General features: G+C 59.0%; 20 protein-coding genes. 1 reads left to right on the plus strand and 19 read right to left on the minus strand.

Annotation, left to right across the window (positions count from 1 at the left end):
• Nucleotide 1 precedes the first annotated feature (1 nt).
• Together ACIK7D_RS04965 and ACIK7D_RS04970 are read right to left on the minus strand one after the other, a co-directional pair.
• On the minus strand, nucleotides 2-1,015 hold the full coding sequence (locus ACIK7D_RS04965; RefSeq protein WP_046800613.1) for a carbohydrate ABC transporter permease: 1,014 nt from the start codon (nucleotides 1,013-1,015) through the stop codon (nucleotides 2-4).
• Between the two features lie 103 nt (nucleotides 1,016-1,118).
• Entirely contained in the window at nucleotides 1,119-2,480 is a 1,362-nt protein-coding gene (locus ACIK7D_RS04970) for an ABC transporter substrate-binding protein (RefSeq protein ID WP_400155751.1), read from the minus strand.
• A 274-nt stretch (nucleotides 2,481-2,754) separates the two neighbouring features.
• On the opposite strand from ACIK7D_RS04970, the gene ACIK7D_RS04975 reads away from it, so the two are divergent.
• Complete coding sequence (locus ACIK7D_RS04975) at nucleotides 2,755-3,780, plus strand: LacI family DNA-binding transcriptional regulator (RefSeq protein WP_065654439.1); 1,026 nt, start codon at nucleotides 2,755-2,757, stop codon at nucleotides 3,778-3,780.
• A 195-nt stretch (nucleotides 3,781-3,975) separates the two neighbouring features.
• Here ACIK7D_RS04975 and ACIK7D_RS04980 read toward each other — a convergent pair whose 3' ends face one another.
• The 17 genes from ACIK7D_RS04980 to ACIK7D_RS05060 all read right to left on the minus strand — a co-directional run bounded on the left by ACIK7D_RS04980 (nucleotide 3,976) and on the right by ACIK7D_RS05060 (nucleotide 19,020).
• Complete coding sequence (locus ACIK7D_RS04980; protein WP_137002905.1) at nucleotides 3,976-4,875, minus strand: bifunctional methylenetetrahydrofolate dehydrogenase/methenyltetrahydrofolate cyclohydrolase; 900 nt, start codon at nucleotides 4,873-4,875, stop codon at nucleotides 3,976-3,978.
• Nucleotides 4,876-4,952: 77 nt separating this feature from the next.
• Nucleotides 4,953-6,728, minus strand: a complete 1,776-nt coding sequence (locus ACIK7D_RS04985) for a hypothetical protein (protein WP_400155752.1) — start codon at nucleotides 6,726-6,728, stop codon at nucleotides 4,953-4,955.
• A 115-nt stretch (nucleotides 6,729-6,843) separates the two neighbouring features.
• Nucleotides 6,844-7,518, minus strand: a complete 675-nt coding sequence (locus tag ACIK7D_RS04990) for a WecB/TagA/CpsF family glycosyltransferase (protein ID WP_080817823.1) — start codon at nucleotides 7,516-7,518, stop codon at nucleotides 6,844-6,846.
• Between the two features lie 202 nt (nucleotides 7,519-7,720).
• Nucleotides 7,721-8,254 carry a flagellar basal body-associated FliL family protein gene (locus ACIK7D_RS04995; RefSeq protein ID WP_004432561.1) on the minus strand — a complete coding sequence of 178 codons (534 nt, stop codon included), beginning with the start codon at nucleotides 8,252-8,254 and terminating at the stop codon, nucleotides 7,721-7,723.
• A complete protein-coding gene (locus ACIK7D_RS05000) occupies nucleotides 8,254-8,622 on the minus strand; it encodes a hypothetical protein (RefSeq protein WP_080818818.1) in 369 nt (122 codons plus the stop codon). Before ACIK7D_RS05000 ends, ACIK7D_RS04995 begins: the two co-directional genes overlap by 1 nt.
• A gap of 29 nt (nucleotides 8,623-8,651) precedes the next feature.
• The gene (locus tag ACIK7D_RS05005; protein ID WP_065654443.1) at nucleotides 8,652-9,209 is read right to left on the minus strand and encodes a rod-binding protein; all 558 of its coding nucleotides are present in this window, start codon (nucleotides 9,207-9,209) and stop codon (nucleotides 8,652-8,654) included.
• A 115-nt stretch (nucleotides 9,210-9,324) separates the two neighbouring features.
• Nucleotides 9,325-9,744 (minus strand): hypothetical protein, encoded by a 420-nt coding sequence (locus ACIK7D_RS05010; RefSeq protein ID WP_004432556.1) that lies wholly within the window; start codon nucleotides 9,742-9,744, stop codon nucleotides 9,325-9,327.
• Nucleotides 9,745-9,758: 14 nt separating this feature from the next.
• Nucleotides 9,759-10,514 (minus strand): flagellar biosynthetic protein FliR, encoded by a 756-nt coding sequence (gene fliR / locus ACIK7D_RS05015; protein WP_004432553.1) that lies wholly within the window; start codon nucleotides 10,512-10,514, stop codon nucleotides 9,759-9,761.
• Complete coding sequence (gene flhA, locus ACIK7D_RS05020) at nucleotides 10,511-12,598, minus strand: flagellar biosynthesis protein FlhA (protein WP_004432552.1); 2,088 nt, start codon at nucleotides 12,596-12,598, stop codon at nucleotides 10,511-10,513. Before flhA ends, fliR begins: the two co-directional genes overlap by 4 nt.
• A 155-nt stretch (nucleotides 12,599-12,753) precedes the next feature.
• Entirely contained in the window at nucleotides 12,754-13,020 is a 267-nt protein-coding gene (fliQ, locus tag ACIK7D_RS05025) for a flagellar biosynthesis protein FliQ (protein WP_003503352.1), read from the minus strand.
• 48 nt (nucleotides 13,021-13,068) lie between these two features.
• Entirely contained in the window at nucleotides 13,069-13,539 is a 471-nt protein-coding gene (gene flgD / locus ACIK7D_RS05030) for a flagellar hook assembly protein FlgD (protein WP_020812913.1), read from the minus strand.
• Nucleotides 13,530-13,979, minus strand: coding sequence for a flagellar biosynthesis repressor FlbT (gene flbT, locus ACIK7D_RS05035; RefSeq protein WP_004432543.1), 450 nt, complete (start codon nucleotides 13,977-13,979; stop codon nucleotides 13,530-13,532). The genes flgD and flbT overlap by 10 nt, the downstream gene beginning before the upstream one ends.
• Nucleotides 13,976-14,320, minus strand: coding sequence for a flagellar biosynthesis regulator FlaF (gene flaF / locus ACIK7D_RS05040; protein WP_004432537.1), 345 nt, complete (start codon nucleotides 14,318-14,320; stop codon nucleotides 13,976-13,978). Before flaF ends, flbT begins: the two co-directional genes overlap by 4 nt.
• Nucleotides 14,321-14,354: 34 nt before the next feature.
• On the minus strand, nucleotides 14,355-15,458 hold the full coding sequence (locus ACIK7D_RS05045) for a flagellar hook-associated family protein (protein ID WP_127756361.1): 1,104 nt from the start codon (nucleotides 15,456-15,458) through the stop codon (nucleotides 14,355-14,357).
• A 3-nt stretch (nucleotides 15,459-15,461) separates the two neighbouring features.
• The gene (flgK, locus tag ACIK7D_RS05050) at nucleotides 15,462-16,940 is read right to left on the minus strand and encodes a flagellar hook-associated protein FlgK (protein WP_142778679.1); all 1,479 of its coding nucleotides are present in this window, start codon (nucleotides 16,938-16,940) and stop codon (nucleotides 15,462-15,464) included.
• 22 nt (nucleotides 16,941-16,962) lie between these two features.
• Complete coding sequence (locus ACIK7D_RS05055) at nucleotides 16,963-18,243, minus strand: flagellar hook protein FlgE (protein ID WP_400155753.1); 1,281 nt, start codon at nucleotides 18,241-18,243, stop codon at nucleotides 16,963-16,965.
• A 105-nt stretch (nucleotides 18,244-18,348) separates the two neighbouring features.
• Entirely contained in the window at nucleotides 18,349-19,020 is a 672-nt protein-coding gene (locus ACIK7D_RS05060; RefSeq protein ID WP_004432529.1) for a response regulator transcription factor, read from the minus strand.
• Nucleotide 19,021 lies beyond the last annotated feature (1 nt).

Genomic DNA, 19,021 nt, shown 5'->3' on the forward strand with positions numbered 1-19,021 from the left:
CTCAGCGGCCCTCCATCTCGCGGTTCGCCTGGCGGATGTTCCAGACCATGATGGGGGTGACGGCCGCCATGATGATGAGCGCGATAACCGCACTTCGGCCGCTGTCGCCGCCACCGCGGAACATCCAGTCGAACATGAGATTGGCGAGAACCATGGTGTTCCACTGTCCGTTGGTCATGGTCAGCACGATATCGAAGACCTTGAGCACAAGAATGGTGATCGTCGTCCAGACGACGGCGATGGTGCCCCAGATCTGCGGCACCATGATCTTCCAGAAGATCTGCCAGCCATTGGCGCCATCGATGACAGCCGCCTCGATGGTTTCTTCCGGAATGCCGCGCAAAGCCGCCGACAGGATGACCATGGCGAAACCGGTCTGGATCCAGATGAGGATGACCATCAGGAAGAAATTGTTCCAGAAGGGCATGGAAATCCACACCTCCGGGCTGCCGCCGAAAAACTCGACGATGGCGTTCAAGAGGCCGATCTGCACCTGACCTTCGGCGCGATACTCATAGATGAACTTCCAGATGACCGATGCGCCAACGAAAGAAATCGCCATCGGCATGAAGACGATGGATTTGGCGATGTTGCCCCACCAGATGCGGTCGGTCATGACGGCAATGACGAGGCCGAAGAAGGTGCAGGCGGCCGGCACGACGGCAAGCCAGAGGATATTGTTGAAGATCGACTGGCGAAAACCCGCGTCGAAAAACGCCCAGCGATAATTGGCGAGGCCGACGAATTCGCTGCCTGTGCGATCATAAAAGGAAAGGATCAGCGTGGCGATGACGGGATAGACCAGGTAGACGAGCAGCAGGATCAGCGCCGGGCCGATGAACAGCCAAGGCCGGACGGCGGCGCGGCGGTTTAGATTGCGGGATGCGTGAATGACATCTCCCGAGCGGACGGGAAAGATCACCTGCAGCGCCTTGTCGGATAGCCAGTAATAGGCAGCGCAGGCAAAAACGCCCGCTACCATGACGCCGATGGCAGACACGAGTTGTTGAGCCATGTTCCCTCCCTGATCCTCTCCGCGCCGCGCTGATTTATGCGGTCATCGGATCCGTTCCATTTGGTAAAGGCCCGGCAGCGTGCCGCCGGGCCTGATCCGATTGTTACTTCAGGCCGTCCCAGGCCTTCTGGATATCGGCGGCGACCTGATCGGCGGACTTGCCACCGACGAAATCGATCATGCCGGTCCAGAACGCGCCGGCACCGATCTTGCCGGGCATCAGGTCGGAACCATCGAAGCCGAAGCTTGTCGCGGTCGTGAGGATTTCACCCTGTCGCTTCATCTGCTCGTTGGCATAGGTCTCGACATTCACACCCTTATAGGGCGTCAGGAAGCTGGACTGCGCCATCCACACTTCGTGGGCGATCGGGGTCTTCAGGAATTCGACGAATGCCTTGGCCGCCGGTGCTTCCTTGGTGACCGTGACGAGCGTGCCGGCGCCGAGAACCGGCTTGCCGAGGTCAGGTTTGGACGCGTAAGTCGGCATGTAGAAGAAATCCGCATCCGTTCCGACCTTGGTGCCTTCAGGGAAGAAGGACGGAATGAACGATGCCTGATGGTGCAGGTAGCATTTCGGCGGAATGTCGAAGAGACCCTTGGGACTGTCGCGGAAGTCGGTGGAGGCCACGGCTGCAACGCCGCCGCTCACGTATTTTTCATTCTTGGCGAATTTGCCGAACTCGTTGATCGCCTCGACCACGGCCGGATCGGTGAACTTCACCTCGTTGGTCGTCCACTTCTGGTAAACGTCGAGCGGCTGCGTGCGCAGCATCAGGTCTTCCACCCAGTCGGTTGCCGGCCAGCCGGTCGCACCGCCAGAGCCGAGGCCGATGCACCAGGGCGTGCCGCCATCGGCTACGATCTGGTCGGTCAGCTTGAACAGGTCTTCCATGCTCTCGGGCACTTCATAGCCCGCTTCCTCGAAGTTCTCAGGCACATACCAGACGAGCGACTTCACATCGGCCTTGAAGGGGAATGCAAAGTAAGCCTTGTTCCCGTCCTTGCCCTTGTAGCTGCCGAGATCGACCCAGGACTGGCCTGCGCCGTAATTTTCCTTGACCCAATTGGCGGTCTCGTCACCGAGCGGCACCAGAAAACCCTTGGCCGCGAGATCGGCCAGAAGGCCGGGCTGCGGCAGGATGGCGATATTGGGCGGCGAACCCGCCTGCGTATCGATGACGATCTGCTGCTCGTAATTTTCCGACGAGGAATAACGGACGTTCACGCCGGTCGCATCGGCGAAATAGGCAAGCACCGACTGAAACAGCGCCTCGTCTTCACCGCGCCAGGGCCCGAAAATCGTCAGCGCCTGACCTTTCAGGTCGGCATGGGCCGCCTTGAAGTCCTCGTAGCTTTTCCAGTTGAACTTGGCGTCGCCGCCGGGTGCAAACTTCAGGTCGGCGGCAAAGGCCGCACCGGACAGCAAAGCCATGACGGCAGCCGTCGCCAAAAGAGTCTTCTGCATGTGATTTACCTCCCATCACATAAAAGGCTCAAAGCGTCCTCTCCAATCAAAGCGCTTTGGCTGCCTATTCATCTCATTGTCATCGAGACAGAGTCAAGAGGCTCTTTGTTCGGAAACGTTGCAGCGCCTTATGAATAATCATATTTAATTCGGAAGGCGGCTATCCTTTTCGATTGAGAAATACGGCGGAGGCTGGTAAAAATCTAAAGCGCTTTGGGAATTGAGGAGAGGCTTTGCCGTATTCTCGGGCGCGCGCGTGGAGGAAATAAGAGACATGAACCTGAAACAGTTGTCGCAACTGCTGGGCATTTCGCAGACGACCATCAGCAGGGCGCTCAACGGCTATCCGGAAGTCAGCGCCGAAACGCGCCGCCGCGTCATGGAGGCTGCCGAAAAGACGGGCTATCGCCCGAATGCGGCCGCGCAACGGCTGGCGACAGGCAAGGTCGGTTCCATCGGGCTTGTCATGCCGATTGGCGAGCATCACCGTTCCGACGTACATTTCGGCGAATTCCTGAGCGGCCTCGGTGAAGAGGCATCGCGCAGCGGCTTTCATCTCGTCATCATGCCGACGGAGCCGGAAAAGGAACGCGAAGCCCTGCGGGGGCTCGCCGCGAGCGGCAGCGTCGATGGCATCTATCTCGCTTATATGAAGAAGAACGACCCGCGCATCGCCATGATGCAGTCGCTCTCCCTGCCCTTCCTCGTGCATGGCCGCTCTGTTGGCGTGGAGGAGGATTATCCCTATCTCGACGTGGATAATGAGGGCGCCTTCCGTGATGCGACCCAGCTTCTCCTCCAGCTAGGCCACACGCGGATCGGCCTACTGAACGGCCCGGAGGGTTATGATTTCACCTATCGGCGCTGTCTCGGGGTGGAAAAGGCGCTTTCGGCAAATGGCCTGACATTGCATGCGAACAACAAGAGACACAGCAGCATGACCGACGAGGAAGGTTATCTCGGCATGGAAGCGTTGCTGTCACGCCCGGAAAAGCCGACCGCCATCCTTTGCGCCAGTACCGCGCTTGCGCTCGGCGCGATCCGTTCGCTCAACCAGCGCGGCTTGAAACCCGGCAAGGATATTTCGCTGATCGCCCATGACGACGTGCTGCCGCTTTTGAAGCCGGATAATTTCTCCGTGCCGCTCACCACCACCCGTTCGTCGCTCAGGGCGGCGGGCGTGCGCGTGGGCCAGCGCCTGATCAACCGCATCAAGCTGAACCAGACGGAACCGCATCAGGAACTCTGGAAGGCGGAACTGGTGGTGCGCGCTTCGACGGGGCCGGCTCCGAAAGCGTAGAGGCTGGCCTCCATCCCCCGGTCGTCATACCGGCCTTGAGCCGGTATCCAGCCAGCCCAAGTCCTTGGGCTGAAAAGAGTCGTCTCGCCGCGCAGACGCGCGTCGGCTGGATTCCGGCTCAAGGCCGGAATGACGGCAGTGAGGGGCAGCGCACAAAAATTGCTGTGCCGTGTAGTTCGATTGAACGCGACAGGCTTAAAACTTCGGCGCGGTCAGACCCAGCGCGCGATGGGCGGCGATGACGGTGTTGGCCATCAGCATGGCGATGGTCATCGGACCGACACCGCCGGGAACAGGCGTGATGGCTGCGGCAACGGCGCTTGCCTCGTCATAGGCGACATCGCCCACCAGCTTCGACTTGCCTTCGCCCTTTTCCGGCGCGGGGATGCGGTTGATGCCGACATCGATGACGGTCGCGCCGGATTTCACCCAGTCGCCCTTCACCATCGCCGCGCGGCCGACCGCCGCGACCAGAATATCCGCCGTCTTGCAGATGCCGGCCAGATCCTTGGTGCGGGAATGCGCCATGGTCACCGTGGCATTGGCGTTCAGGAGAAGCTGGCCCATCGGCTTGCCGAACAGGTTCGAGCGGCCGATGACCACGGCGTTGAGGCCGGAAAGGTCTTCGCCGTGAATGCCGCGCACCAGAAGCATGGCGCCGGCGGGCGTGCAGGAAATGAGACCGGTGGCGAGATCGCCGGTCGCGAGCTTACCGGCATTCAGCACGCTCAAGCCATCCACATCCTTTTCAGGCAGGATCGACTGGATGATCTCATCGGAATTGAAGTGCTTCGGAAGCGGCAGCTGCACCAGAATGCCATGAATGGAAGCGTCGGCGTTCAGTTCGCCGACCAGCTTGAGGAGTGCGGCCTGCGTGGTTTCCTCCGGCAGCGTGTGCTGGACGGAGTTGAAACCGCATTGCTTGGCCATCTTGCTCTTGGAGTTCACGTAAGCGTGGCTGGCCGGATCGTTTCCGACGATGACAACCGCGAGACCGGGCTTTACGCCCTTTTCCGCCTCAAGCGCTTCTGCCGATTTGCGGACCGCCTCCGTTACCGAAGCCGCCTTCGCCTTCCCGTCAATCACAACTGCCATGCGTCCTGCTCCTGCTGGGTTACGTAGGCTCCGTATGGTGCCCCCTTCGCAGGAATGCAAGCGAAAATGCGGCGTTTTCAGGCTGTTTTGCGGTAGCCGTCACGGCGATCGGCGTAATCGGTAAGACACTCTCTCAGGAACGCCAGTTCGCGTCGCAATTCCATCAGCTCCTCGGCTTCGGCCTGGGCATGGTCGAAGTCCCCGGCAAGGGCTTCGGCCAGAAGCGGCGGAAGTCCGGAAGAGGCTGGATCAGCCGCCCTGACCGTGCGGTTGCCCATCAGGACCTGCCGCACGCGCTCGTCCAGCGGCATGCCGTCGTCGTCATTGACGGCCTCGCCGTAGTAGTCGGCAAAGCCGTCTTCCTCCGGCTCGATGTTGCCCTCTGCGGCAAGATCCTGCAGATCGTCGAACACAGCCGGCTCGATCGGTTCGAATTCGGAAATATGCAGAGACTCAACCGACGGCTCGACGGAAGATGGAGGTTGCGCGCCCTCTTCGATGAGCAATGCACCTTCCTCTTCCTCGTCATGGCGGCGATAGCTCAGGAGATAAAGACTGCCCAGCAGGCCGATCAATGCACCGCCGCCCGCCAGCAGGGCGGCCTGCGTCAGATCGCGGGTCAATTCTCCGGGGCTTGCCTTCTTCGCCAAACGGGTTTCGACCGCGGGCGTGGCGGAGGCGGACAGGTCGCGGCGTTCGCTTGCCTCGAGATAGGCATTTCGCGCCGTTTCCAGTTCACCCTGCAATCTGGAGAATTCGCCGGGAGCGACACCGAGTTCGTTCAGGCGGTCGAGGTATTTCTTTTGCTCGCCATTGGCGGTCGCGATCTCCTGAGAGATGCGCTTTTCATCCGCCCGCAGGCCTTCCAGCAATTGCCGCAATGCGGGGGCGGCAAGCGCCTGTGCGGCATCCACCGCATTCTGGGCGGCGATGCGGCGGGGGTGTTTCGGGCCGTAATCGACCGAAACCGCAGCAAGCGCCATGCTGGCGGTCGCATGCTTCTGCCTGATATCCTCAAGCGCCGAAAAACCCACGCCGGCCGGCAGAGGCTTCGCAAAGACATCATTCGGCTTCAGCGCCGAAGCCGCCGTCAGATCGGCCTGAATGGACAATTGCTGCCGGGTGGTTCGCGCCAGATTGTCGTTTACGTCGCGCAGCTGCTGTTCGAGTTGCTGCGCCTCGGCCATCACGGTGTCACCGTGGCGCATCTGGAAACCGTTCAGCGCGGCTTCCGCTTCATCGAGCCTTGTCCGCGCCCTCTCCGTCTCGCGCATGGCGGGCGTCATGGTGCCGGCCTTGCCATCCGCGATGACGCGCATCGAAAGATAATCGGTCAGCCGCATGGCGGTTTCCGGCGTCGCGGCCTTGCCGGTCACGATCAGCGTATTTTCATCCGGGGTCAGTTCCAGCCGGATCGCTTCGCCCACCGCACCGTTCAGCGCCTCCCGCTCGGATAGCGGACGCGCATCCGCACCGGTCAGAAGGTCGAAAAGCAGGCCAAGTTCGCCCTGATTGCGAACGCCGACCATATCGGCGGACTTCAGCTTGAGATCGGCGGTTATCCGGTCGAGCCCGGAGGGTGAAAGCAGGGTACGACGCGCCATCGCCAGAAAGCGGGCGGCATCGGGGGCGTCGTAAGCGGTCTGGGAGACCTCGATCCGGGCCTGCGAAACATAACCGCGAAAGCCAGAATCGACGAGCAGAAGCGGAAGGGCAGCCCCGGCAACGGTGGCGGCGGCGATGCAGCCGGACGTCAGCAGCCGCCGGCAATGTCTGCGCCATTGCGATACGGGCGCAGCGACATCATCCTCGTCAGGGCGGATCGCCATCATGTCCGGATTGTCATCAACCATCTGAAGCCGTCTGCCGCCCTCGGTGCCGCCCGCAACGGGCGACTGTCAAAACCTTACGAGAGGTTAAAGGATCGTGGCAAACAAATGGTTAACGCAACGCCTGCGAGAACGGCCCTCAGCTCTTGCCGAGCGCGATGTGCCAGGGTTCGGCGCAGAGGCTGTAAAGCCAGCTCATGTGAAGCTTGCGAAAAATTTCCGGCATGCCGGCCACTTCCGACGACAGGACCTTGAACAGCGGGCCAACCGCGATGGTGACCCGCGCATTCTCCCGGCTGACGGTGCGGTGCAGCCATGTCTCCTGGTTTTCCTTCAACATTCCCGCCAGCAGAACATCCACCTTAACGCCCGATGCATCCCGGTTCAGCATGACGAAATCGTGCCACGGCGCGTGCGCCCGCAACCTGGCGAGAACCTCGCCGATCTGCGCCGCATCATCTCCCGCCACACCGATACGCTTCGGCACGGCCATATAGGTCAGAAGCGCCATGGTGAAGGCGACGCCATCGATGGGCGCAGGCAGAGGCTCACCCTTCTCGTTGCGCGCGGCGGCCCTCATTGCCTTGCCCTGCGGCAGAAGCAGGCAGCTTTCCAGAATCTGTCGGTAGGCGTTGTCCTTGAGCGAAAGCTTCGCCTTCTCGATGGTGAGAAAGGACAGCATCGTGTGCCCTTCACAGGCAGACGCCCTGCCGCTGACCAATTCCAGCGCCCCATTCCAGTCGAGATCACAGACGCGCAGTCCGTGGATATTCCGTTGCGATTCCGGCCGCGCGAAACCTGACGCGAAACTCATTGCCAACCCCCAAATGCCAAACCCATCGCCACCGATCCGACACATGGCCTGCGGGATGGTGGTTCATGGGTTCGTTATACAGGTGCAGGTTGAATTTAGCTTGAAAGCAATCTCTAGAATGCCTGGGGATGCGGCAAGAGACAATTAACCAGAAGGATGCTCCGCATCCCTTGTCCTGCCGACGCCCCTCGCCTCCTGGTCGTCAGTGGCTTGGCGCCGCTTCTTTCCCGGCTTCGGCCTTCTCGCCCTCGACGAGCTTGACCGAACGGGGCGTGCCATTGCCGTTCTGCTCGCGGATGTCGGCTTTCGAAAGGTAATCGAGCTGTTCGATCAGCACATCCTCGACCACTTCGTCATCTAGCCTCTTGTTCAGCCCCTCGCGGATGCGCTGCTTGAAGGCTTCGGGATCGAAGGTGGAAATATTGGCGATATTGACCATGGAAGAACCCGCAAGCAGCGTGAACAGTTCATCGGTCATCAGTTGCGTTGCCGGCAGCTCGATCTTCGCCATCTTTGTTTTGTCGACGCGCAGCGAAATACGGCTGAGGAAATAGCCGTTCACCCCGCCATCATTGATGACGGGGATAGTGATGCTTTCGCCCTTGACCAGTTGCAGATTGGCCTTTTTTGCCCCCGCCTCATCCGGCGCGGGCGCCGTCGCCAACTGGACGGAGAAATACACCGCGCCGAGCGTGACGGCGCAAACCCAGACGCCGGTGAGAAGAAGCTTCAACATCAGGAGGCTGCGCCGTACATGAACTGTTCCTGCGAATAGGTGCCGTCCGTATCGGCTTCCTGGATGGCGTTCTTCAAGAGGTCCGCGACCGCGCGAACCGCATTCAGATGCGCCTCGACGCGGCTGGCATTGGTGGCGAGCTTGGACTTGATGCCCTTGACCTGCTCCATGTAACCGGCGGCGATTTCCTCGCGCGGGGTATCGCGGAACAGCATCGTCAGCTCATAAAGGCAACGGCTCTTATGGGCGTTGGAGACCTTGAAGTCGAACTTGGGGTCCTTACCGATATTCTCGTTCTCATTGTCGATGATGACTTCAAGGCGGCCGAGAACGGATTGGATACGGTGGTCGTTCGACATAAGGTCCATGCTTGTCTCCTCGTTAAGGTTTTTCATTCTCAAGCCTCGTCCGTTTTCTCATTGGAAACGCCGAGGACCTGCCGCTCGAACTCCGCCACCATCCGAATTGCAGCATTATTGTCTTTTTCATTCATCGATACGTCGGTAATGCCTTTGCTTTCAGCTTTCCGAAGCGCATCCTTGTAAGCCTGTTCCGCGATGCCGACGCCGCCATTTCTGGAAATCGTGTCGGCAAACTGTTCGGCCATCATGCTCTTCCAGATCTCGCCGGCATTGCCCTTGCCGTAAACTTCCTCGCTGTCTTTCGGCAGCATGTTGGCCACGAAGGTCTGGAGCACCGAGGCTTCATATTTACGGTATGTTTCCGGGATTTCGGTGCGGGCCGCACGAATATTGGTGTCGCCGAGACCAGCCTTCGAGGAGGCGCCATCGAGCATGTCGACCGCGGCGCCAAAGCCCTTGCCGGCATCGGCAAGACTGGTTGCGGCAAAAGCCGCCTTGTTCGCCTTGAGTTTTTCCTGGGCGACCTGAACTTCCTGGGGGTCCGCAGCGCGAACCACATCCATCACCAGATCACTTATCACCGATATCGCCACGTCCAGATCTCCCGAGCTGACGAATGGACGGCACAGAAAGCCGACGCATCCGCTCAATCAAGAAACATCGCCGGAGACGTCCTCAAAAACGCCCGCGATGCAACAATGGGACAGACTATGGATCGCCAACCTTGCTGGAGGCTGGTGTGTGGGAAACATTCGTAATTTCTAACAAATCATAGATTGCATTATCGTCGGCCTCGCGGTCCTCAAGATCGCGCGCAAGATGCATCCTGTCCTCCAGCCGGTCAGCCTTGGTCTTTTCCTTCAGGACCTTGTTTTCCTGAAATTGCTGCACGCCTTCAAGCTGGCGGTCCTGGACGACGAGACGGCCGTAGCGGTCCGAATAGTGCCGGGAGAATGTCTGGTGCACCGGTTCCATGGAACTCATGGCTTCCAGCACGTTCTCCATGGATTGCGCAACTTCCGCCCGTGTGCGGGTGGTATCGGCCAGTTCCACCTCGGCCATTTTTTCCATGTGCCGCTGGACGGTTACCAGACGCTTGAGTTTGGCCGAGCGCTTGTCCGAAGCCACCGCATTTCCCCCGATCAAAAGCCGATGAAGACCGGGCCGAAACCATCCACGAATTGCCGGATGAGGGCCGCAATCGACAAATAGAGCATGAAAAGACCACCCGCGAGAACGAAGGGTGTCGAGATAAAGAAGACCGGAATCTGCGGCGCGAGCTTGTTGATGAGACCGACCGCGACGTTGAACATCAAGCCGTAAATCACGAAGGGGCTGGCAAGCCGAAGCATGATCGAAAAGGAGGCCCTGAGCGTGTCGGTCAGCGTAATCAGCATCTTCTGGCCGCTGATCAGCGCGCCGACCGGCGTGGCGGTGTAGGAATCCACCAGCGCCTTGAGGACGATGTGGTGGAAATCGAATATGAACAGCACCAGCAGGCCGCCGAAGGTGATGAAGTTGGATATCTGGTTTTCCTGCACGTCTTCGATGACATCGGCACCGCCCGGCGCACTGAGACCGATGGAAGCGCCGATGAGCGCACCGGTGAACTGGAAACCGAGGGTGTAGAACCGCGCGATCAGGCCATACATCGAACCGATGACGACCTCGGTAAAGATGAGGCCGACGACCGTGCCCTGGCTCGCGCCGGAAACTTTCGGATAAATCGTGTCCCACAGCACGGGCAGAAGCGCCATGGACACCGCGACGCACAGAAGCATGCGAATCTGCGGCGAAATGCGCGAGCTTGAAAAGCCCGGCATGGTCATGAAGCATGCGCCGATACGGCAAATGGCAAGGAACAATGCAATGATTGTCCCCTGCGGGTCGGTTATCATGAAATGGCGCCCAGAATCTTGATCTCGAGACCCTTGGCCAGTTCCACATGCGAAAGAACCGGCAGGGTCGCAAAGAGTCGCTCGATAATCATGCGCACATAGGACCGCGTTTCCGGCGAGGTTACAAGGACAAAGGGCAGGCCGCGATCCATGAATTCACGGATAACTTTGGATGCCTGCTCGGAAAACTCCTCGAGATGGCGCGGATCGATGTCGAATTCGACGATTTCGCCCTTCTGGTCGCGCTTCAGCGCCTGATGGAAGACCATGTCCCACTTGTTGCCGAGACGCAGGACACGCAACACGCCATTGTCAGCCAGATCGCCGCAGAGCTGCTGCGACATGCGAACGCGGACATGCTCGACGATCTGCTCGGTCTTGCGCACATGCGGCGCAAGTTCGGCGACGGCTTCGAGAATGAGATGCAGGTTGCGGATCGATACGCGTTCGGCAAGCAACAGTTTCAGCACCGCCTGCAAGCCGGAATAGGACATGTGCGACGAGCAAATCTCGTCGGCCAGCTTCTTGTATTCGGGATCTAGCCTGTCGATGAGAATTTTCACGTCCTTGTAGGACAGGAGCTGCGGCAGGTTGTTGCGGATGACTTCGCTCAGATGCGTCAGCACCACGGAGACGTTGTCGATCGGATGGAAGCCTTCGCGCTTCAAATCCTCGGTGAAGGTTTCGAGAATCGATACGGCGGGCATGCCGAAAGCGGGTTCGCGAATTTCGTCGCCGGGAATGCTCGGCTTGCGCCCTGCCCCGGTCACGACAAGAACGTCGCCAACGCGCAGGTTGCTGGACGCGATGGTCGTGCCGTGAACGCGGATCTGATAGGCTTTTTCGGGGATCATGATGTCGTCGGAGACCTTGATCTCCGGCACGACGAAACCGTATTGGGTCGCGAATTTCTTGCGCATCTTGCCGACGCGGAAGGCCAGTTCCTGATGCGCCCCGAGAAGGCGGGTGGAAACCTGCTTGCCGAGCGCCAGTTCGATCTCGGCCGTCTTCAGCACCTGCTTGACCGAATCCTTTTCCGCCTCGGTGGTCTGGAGAACCTTGTTTTCCTCTTCCTGACGCCGCAGCGCGCTTTCTGCCTCCGCCTGGCGCGGAATATACCAGCTGCCGAAGGCCATGATGCCACCGAGGAAGATGAAGGGCAGGAAGGGAAGGCCCGGAATGATGGCGAGCAGTCCCATCAGCATGGCCGAAACCATCAGCGCGCGCGGGTAACCGCTGAGCTGGTTGACGACCGCCTGGTCCGTCGAGCCGGCAGTACCGCCGCGCGAGACCAGGAGGCCGGCGGCCAGCGATACGATCAGGGCCGGAATCTGCGAGACGATGCCGTCACCGACCGAAAGCTTGACGAAAACGTCGGCCGCTTCGCCAATGGGCATGCCATGGCGGAAATAACCGATGATGATGCCGCCGAAAATATTGATCGCGGTGATGATGAGGCCGGCAATGGCGTCGCCACGCACGAATTTCGAGGCGCCGTCCATCGAACCGAAGAAGGAGCTTTCCTCTTCCAGCTCGCGGCGGCGGCGCTGCGCTTCCTTCTCGTCGATGATGCCGGCGGACAGATCCGCATCGATCGACATCTGCTTGCCGGGAATGGCATCCAGGGTGAAACGGGCGCCGACTTCGGCGATACGCGTCGCACCCTTGGTGATGACGATAAAGTTGACGGTGATCAGGATCAGGAAGACGATCAGACCGATCACGAAATCGCCGGACATGACGAGGCTGGAGAAGCCCGCAATCACGCCACCCGCCGCCGTCGGCCCTTCATTGCCGTGGGAAAGGATAACGCGCGTCGTCGCAATGTTCAGCGACAGGCGGATCATCGTCGCGATCAGCAGCACGGTCGGGAAGGACGAGAAATCCAGCGGCCGCTGAATCCAGAGCGCCACCATGAGGATGAGGACCGAAAGCGCGATCGAAAAGGCCAGACCGATATCCACCAGCATGACCGGAATGGGCAGGAAGAGAACGCAGAGGATCGCCACGATGCCCAGTGCGAAACCGATGTCACGCGTGCTCGGACTGACCTTGGGCAGGGAGATGACTGGTGGTTGCGCCATGAATTCGTCCTGTCTCTTCATGAGAAGGGCGACGGAAAAGCCGTCGCACGGTTCCGTAGCAACGGTTTTCGAAAAGCGCACGCAATTCGGCCCGATGCTTCAGCCTATCCCTAGCGGCTGAAGCTTGCGCGAAAATGGCATCTACAGCGGACGCGTCAGAAGCCGGACTGGATGCGGGAAAAGACGAGATTGGAAAAGAGCGATATCTGCGCGCCCACGAAGGGGGCGGCAACGCCGAGCACGAGCATGATCGTGACGATCTTGGGAACGAAGGTCAGCGTCATTTCCTGAACCTGGGTCAGGGCCTGAATGAAGGCGATGACGACACCGACGATCATGGCGGCGAGAACCGCGGGACCAGCCGCGACGAGAACCGTCCAGACAGCCGCCTGCATGATGTCAAGCGCATCGGCCTCGTTCATCGTCGCATCCTCAATCCGGAAAGGCGGCGTCATGCCGCCTCTTCAATGTCAGGAACCGGTCGCGCTATCCGAATCGGTTCCGCTATCAGATGTACTCGTAATCGGGCCGTTGGAGAAGGTCACGCCGGCCTGCAGCAGCACCTTGTCACCAGCTTCGGTGATGGCGACAACGCCGTCCGAATAGACCTCGACTTCCTTCACCACGCCGGTGACGGTGTCGTCGGCGCTCTTGACCGTCTTGCCGACCAGATCGGAGGCACGCGTCAGGGCTTCCGCCTGCAACATGCTTTTCAGATGGGTGTTGGTCTTGATGGTCTGCTCGACCTGCGAGAAGCTTGCGAGCTGCGACATCTGCTCGCCGGCATCCATCGGGCTGGTCGGATCCTGGTTCTTCATCTGGGCGATGAGGAGCTTCAGGAAGCTGTCGTAGTTCAGCGACGCCGCGCTGCTGTCGGAGCTGCTTGCCCCGGCATTGGCCCAGGGATTTGACGCTGCCGAAGTGACTGCATCTACCGCCATGGTGCGATCTCCTTGCGAATCTGTTCGATCGTTGCGGGGGTCATTTCCTGATTGTTGAGGATTTTTTCCTCGATCGGGTAGAGACCGCGAATGGCCTTCAGCGCTTCGAAAGCCTTGCCCGAGGCAACCAGCCCGTCGATCCGCTTGAGTTCCGCCAGAACCTCGTCATGCTGGAAGCAGTTCAGCAGCATGCTGACCGACTTGCGGAACATGTTGGTGGACTGTTCGCGCCCTTCCGGGTTGATAAGGATCATCTGCGCGATGAAATAAAGCTGCCTGAGAGGCGTCGTCGCCTGATCGGGCTGCAGAACGTGGTTTTCAAGCAGGAACGTGACATCGTTCAGGAATTCGAGCGCCACCTTGCGATCCACACGCAGAACCGCGCCGTTGATAAAAATCTTTTCGCCCGATTTCAGCGAAATCCGAAGTGTACTTTTCATTTCAGTCCATCCCTGATGATGGTTGTCACGTCAATTATGCCCTGGAAATTCGTCGACTGACGTTTCCGGATCAGTTCGCACTCTTTCAATATCCAGATCGCGATGGAAATCAGATTGGCCCTGAGCTCCATGGCAAGCTGGTTGTCGGGTTGCTTGAGATCCTCAATGAAGCGGATCCAGACCCTTCGAGTGTAAAAAAGCGCTTCGATCGTGTGGCGCTGCGAAGAGGAATCCCTTGCCTCCACCAGAAGGTCGATCGATTTTGTCAACGCCTGCCGCTCGCGATCCTTCGCGTTGGCGACACCATCCTCCATGATTTCGGCGTAGGAAAACTGGTACATTCATGTATCCTTTATCTGCCGCCACCCCTGTTCATCAGAGGTAGTTCACCAGACTCATTTTTTGCAGACGCGACGTGAGGCTGTATGCGATTTCAATCTGCTGCTGCAGCAGATCGAGGCGGGTCTTCGCCTCGTAGGTATCGATCCCCTCAATATCCAGCAGATGCGTTTCGATGATCTTCTTCTGGGCTGCCAGCGAATCATTGGCCTTCGAAACGCGGCTTTCGGAAAGGCCGAGCTGGCTTTGCTGCTGGTTCAGGCCACTGATGGCGGTTCCGATATTGGTCACCGATTTGGTCGCCACCATTTCGCGAACGCCGCTATCCACCTTTTCATCGAGGAAGGTCATCGACGTCATCGCCGTCAGTGCAAAATAACGCATGCCCTGCGAATTGCTGTTGCTGGAGGTTTCCACGACCTCGTTCTGGCTGATGCGGCTCGTCATGTTGGTGTCGCTCGCCTTGGAGCCGAAAGTCGTCCAGAAATCGTAGTTCTGGCCGGCCGTCAGGCTGCTGTGGGGCGGGTTCGTTACCGTCGTGGTGCCGTTGAACACACCTTCGATATGGGTCATGAAGGCTTCGGCCTGGGTTTTCGACAGGCCGGTGATGTCCCCAACCGCCGGCGTCTGCGCCGCCATGAATGCGTTCAGCTCGGTCTCATAGGCTTCCTTCAGGGGAGACCCTTCAGCGAAATAGTCATCGACGGGCTTCACATCCGTATTGATGCCGGAAAACAGAAACTCGCCATTGACCGCCGTGTTGGCGAAGCTGGTGAAATTGTTGAAGGCATTCGAAATGGTTTTGGCAACCGTCGTCAGCGTCGGCGCTTCGCTGCTGGTGTTGGGGACAAGAACCTTCTGAATTTCCTGCGCGGCCTGCGCCATGCCGTCCAGCGCCGTCTGCGAGGATTTGAGGCGTTGCGTTGCAATCGAATTGACGCTGACGAGCGAAGAAATGCGGTCGATATCGCGATTGAGATCGAGGCTGCGGGCGGTGTTGGCGCCCAGCGTCACGCCGAGATCGGCATGCTTGCCCGTCGTCAGCTCGGTATTGAGATTGGTCATCTCGAGCTGAGCCTTGAGGATGGTGCTGCGCATGCTGTTCTGCATCGCCAGCGATGAAATGAATGACGTTTTCATCGTTTACCTCACCATGTCCATCAGGGACTTGAGCATTTCATCGACGGTCGTTACCAGTTTGGTCGCGGCCTTGTAGGATTGCTCGATATCCATGAGCAGCGACAGTTCCTCATCCAGGCTGACCGCCGTATTGTTCGAATAGGACGTGGCGGAGCGCTCATAAAGCGCGCTTTTCGCTTCGTTCGCAGAAGTCGCGCCGGAACGTTCCTGTTCGAGCCAGCCCATCGAGTTGGTGCCGTATTTCAGGATGCTGGTATTCGTATCGATACGTGTCGACGCGGCAAAATTCATGGGCGCGTCGAAAGCAGTAACATAGCTGCGGATCAGTTCGGAGAAACCGGTTCCCCCCGACGCTGCGGTATTGATCACGTAATCGGTACCGTTGATACCGCCGTCGCGCAACAATTCCGGATTGCCACCTTTGGAAATAATTAACGCCGGGTTGACGGTAATGCTGGCCGCGAGCCCGGGAGAGACAATCCCGTCTGCCGGAATGGTCGTCGCCGCCGGCGAGCCGTAGGTGAAGAGACCCGGCATATCCGGCAGGCCGCTGGTCGCGTCGGCCGGCTTTTCCGCAAACATGGTGATGAGGCCGCGGGCGATTTCGTCGAGCTGGCTCTGCATTGTCGGCGCCAGATCGTCGCGAACCTGCATCAGGCCCTGAAGCGACCCCTCAGACGTCGTGTTGCTGCCGCTTCCTGCCTTCAGTGCTACGCCATCGACATAGATTGCGTTGCCCGTGGTCGTCGCATCAAAGCCCGGCTGCGTCTTGAAGGTGACGCTGCGCGGTACGATTTCGAACAGCGTCGCACCATCCGTCGTATAAAGCGCCACATCGTTGTTGGGACGATTGACGACATTGATGCCGATGATGGAGGAAATATCCTTCAGAAGCGTCTCGCGCTGATCGAGAGCGTCGCTTGGATCGCCGCCGATCGCCGTCTGCGCCTTGACCTCGTTATTGGCTTCCTCGAACTTCGCAAGCAGCCCGTTCAGCTTGTCGACCTGAAGGGCGATTTCCTTGTCGGCGCGCAGACGCATCGCCTGCAATTCGTTCGAGGCCTTGTTCAGGGAACTGGCGACATCGGTAGCCGAGGTAACGGCCGTTGCGGCCAGAGCGGCATCGCTCGGCTTGGCGGCGTAAGCGTCCAGGCTCTTCAGCAGTTCCTTCATGTAGGTGGCCGGCGAACTCTCATAATCGTTGCCGCCGAAAATGCTCTTCATTTCCTCAAGACCGGTCAGAACCGTGCTCTGGCCGGAAGCGAGAGAAGAGCTGGAAATCGTCTGCCTGAGAAGACTTTCATTCTGGGCACGGCCGTTGGAGACGATACTCGCTCCAGCCATGGTCGTGCCGAGAATGGCGGTTCGCTTGACGTAGTTAGCATTGCCGACATTGGCAATGTTCTTGGAGGTAACGTCCGTCTGCTTACCTGTATTATTGAAAATCGACTGCGCAGTATTCATTGCTGACGTGAGCGACATTCATCTGTCCTCGTGAGAAGTATTATCTCTTCAGATTGATCAGGACGTCCATCAAATCCGATCCAGTCTGGAAGACTTTCGAATTCGCTGTGTAGATACGCTGGGATTCAATCATGTCGGTGAGTTCGCTGGCGATATCGACGTTCGAGCCTTCCAGCGCGCCCTTCTGGATGTAACCGAAGCTACCCGTCTGCGCGAAGCCGATGGTGACGACACCCGACTCGTTGCTCGGCAGATAGACGTTACCGTTCTGCGGGCTGAGATTGTCGACGCTCGGCACCGTGGCCAGCGCCAGCTGGTAAATGTTGCGGCGACCGCCATCCTGATAGACCGCCGTTACCACGCCATCCTTGCCGATTTCCACATCCTTGATCTGGCTCGGGCCATTGCCGTCCAGAACTGCAGTGCCAGGCGTAAACTTGGTCGAGAACTGCGTCATTTCAGACAGGTCGATGTTGATCGCCTGTGCCACGCCGCTGACCTGGTCATTGATCGTAATCGATTTATCCGAGGTGGGGGTGAGCTTGTTGGTCGCAGGATCGAATGTCAGTGTGACACTTTCCTGAACAAGGTCAGTTATTGGCGTCGCCGTATAGGGGAAACCGCCATTCGTCGACTGATCCTGACGATAAACCGCTACTTCCCAGGTATTGTCGCCGGTCTTGGTATAGTAGAAATCGTAAAGCACCTTAGCGCCACCGCTATCGAATGCCGTAAGCGAGGTCTTGTTACCGAACGTCGCAGTTGCGGAGTTGGTGCCTGGAAGCGATGCCGCCGCTACAGCCGTATCGCCACGATTAAGGTTGGCCGGGAAGCTGCCCTGCGTGGAGGGCGATGCCGTCAGGCCGAAATTATTGACGTTGATGGCTTCAAGACCCGTGAAGCCATTGACGACAGCCGCCGGCGGGTTGGAACCATAGGGGTAACCCATCAGCTGGAAGCCCGCCGCATTCTCCAGATATCCTTCCGCGTTCTTCACAAAGGAACCGGCGCGGGTGAGGTAAGGCGTGCCTGCACCATCCTGAACCACGAAGAAGCCGTTGCCCTGAATGGCAAGGTCGGTGCTCGAGGTGGTGTAGGAGAGGTTGCCCTGCTCCGAAATGCTGTAGCGAACGTTGGACTGCACGCCGCCGGACGCGTAGCTGCCCGACGAGGAGGGCAGAACGAGCGAGGAGAACGACGTCGATGCGCGCTTGTAGCCGGTGGTGCTTGCGTTGGCGATGTTGTCGCCCACGGTGCCCAGCTTGTTCGCCTGCGCATTCATGCCGGACACACCGGTTCGCATAGTGCCGAAAATACTCATTCAAAAACCCTCGTGGTCATCTTTCAGGGAGAAGGTAAAGCGTTTGGCTTGCGTGAAGCTGTCGGAAATACCGCGTTTGAAAAAGACCACGCGGGTCAATGAAAATCATTGCCAATCAATGCTGTAGCCGAGGAAACGTTTGGAATCGACCGGATCGTAGCCAAGCTTCTTGCGCAGCTTCTTGCGCAGCTTGCTGATGTGGCTTTCGACAACGTTTTCTTCGACGTCGTCATCGAAGATGCCGTAGATGGCATTGAAAATCTGCGCCTTGGAAACGCGGCGTCCGCGATTGGCGATCAAATATTCGAGGATGCGGCGCTCGCGGCGCGGCAGGGGGAACACTTCACCACCCACTTCCGGGTCGCGGCCGTCGGAGAAAACCCGGATCGGCCCGGCATCGGTGAAGTTCGAGATGACCTGCAATCGGCGACGGATCGCCGCCGCACGTGCAAGGATTTCACGGGGGTGCACCGGCTTGCGCACAACATCGTCGACGCCGCTGTCGAAAAGCGCCAGCGTCGATTCCAGCGAGGGCTGGTCGCTAACCGCGATCACCGGGGCCGTCGTGCGATCCCTGATCGCCTTCGGCAAAGAAAAGCTCCGGTCGCCCTGGCCGATCAGGAAGGCTTCCACAGCCGCAAGATCGCTTTCCGCCGCCGTCGAGACCCACTCCCCGAATTCGACCGGATCGAACCCGGTCGAGGGAATGCCCTCACGCCCAAATAGAGATGTATAGCCGTCTTTAACGAGCTCGCGCTCATCAACCACTACGATCATT

Source organism: Agrobacterium sp. P15N1-A, assembly GCF_044626815.1.
Classification (GTDB): Bacteria; Pseudomonadota; Alphaproteobacteria; order Rhizobiales; family Rhizobiaceae; genus Agrobacterium; species Agrobacterium leguminum.

What these genes read in the sequence shown, in the direction of transcription:
- ACIK7D_RS04980 (WP_137002905.1), bottom strand. Translation starts at nt 4,875, where the DNA reads ATGGCAGTTGTGATTGACGGGAAGGCGAAGGCGGCTTCGGTAACGGAG.
- flgK (WP_142778679.1), bottom strand. Translation starts at nt 16,940, where the DNA reads ATGTCGCTCACGTCAGCAATGAATACTGCGCAGTCGATTTTCAATAAT.
- ACIK7D_RS04995 (WP_004432561.1), bottom strand. Translation starts at nt 8,254, where the DNA reads ATGTTGAAGCTTCTTCTCACCGGCGTCTGGGTTTGCGCCGTCACGCTC.
- fliR (WP_004432553.1), bottom strand. Translation starts at nt 10,514, where the DNA reads ATGATAACCGACCCGCAGGGGACAATCATTGCATTGTTCCTTGCCATT.
- ACIK7D_RS04975 (WP_065654439.1), top strand. Translation starts at nt 2,755, where the DNA reads ATGAACCTGAAACAGTTGTCGCAACTGCTGGGCATTTCGCAGACGACC.
- ACIK7D_RS04985 (WP_400155752.1), bottom strand. Translation starts at nt 6,728, where the DNA reads ATGGTTGATGACAATCCGGACATGATGGCGATCCGCCCTGACGAGGAT.
- fliQ (WP_003503352.1), bottom strand. Translation starts at nt 13,020, where the DNA reads ATGAACGAGGCCGATGCGCTTGACATCATGCAGGCGGCTGTCTGGACG.
- flhA (WP_004432552.1), bottom strand. Translation starts at nt 12,598, where the DNA reads ATGGCGCAACCACCAGTCATCTCCCTGCCCAAGGTCAGTCCGAGCACG.
- flgD (WP_020812913.1), bottom strand. Translation starts at nt 13,539, where the DNA reads ATGGCGGTAGATGCAGTCACTTCGGCAGCGTCAAATCCCTGGGCCAAT.
- ACIK7D_RS05055 (WP_400155753.1), bottom strand. Translation starts at nt 18,243, where the DNA reads ATGAGTATTTTCGGCACTATGCGAACCGGTGTGTCCGGCATGAATGCG.
- ACIK7D_RS04970 (WP_400155751.1), bottom strand. Translation starts at nt 2,480, where the DNA reads ATGCAGAAGACTCTTTTGGCGACGGCTGCCGTCATGGCTTTGCTGTCC.
- flbT (WP_004432543.1), bottom strand. Translation starts at nt 13,979, where the DNA reads ATGAAAAGTACACTTCGGATTTCGCTGAAATCGGGCGAAAAGATTTTT.
- ACIK7D_RS05000 (WP_080818818.1), bottom strand. Translation starts at nt 8,622, where the DNA reads ATGGACCTTATGTCGAACGACCACCGTATCCAATCCGTTCTCGGCCGC.
- ACIK7D_RS05045 (WP_127756361.1), bottom strand. Translation starts at nt 15,458, where the DNA reads ATGAAAACGTCATTCATTTCATCGCTGGCGATGCAGAACAGCATGCGC.
- flaF (WP_004432537.1), bottom strand. Translation starts at nt 14,320, where the DNA reads ATGTACCAGTTTTCCTACGCCGAAATCATGGAGGATGGTGTCGCCAAC.
- ACIK7D_RS04965 (WP_046800613.1), bottom strand. Translation starts at nt 1,015, where the DNA reads ATGGCTCAACAACTCGTGTCTGCCATCGGCGTCATGGTAGCGGGCGTT.
- ACIK7D_RS05060 (WP_004432529.1), bottom strand. Translation starts at nt 19,020, where the DNA reads ATGATCGTAGTGGTTGATGAGCGCGAGCTCGTTAAAGACGGCTATACA.
- ACIK7D_RS04990 (WP_080817823.1), bottom strand. Translation starts at nt 7,518, where the DNA reads ATGAGTTTCGCGTCAGGTTTCGCGCGGCCGGAATCGCAACGGAATATC.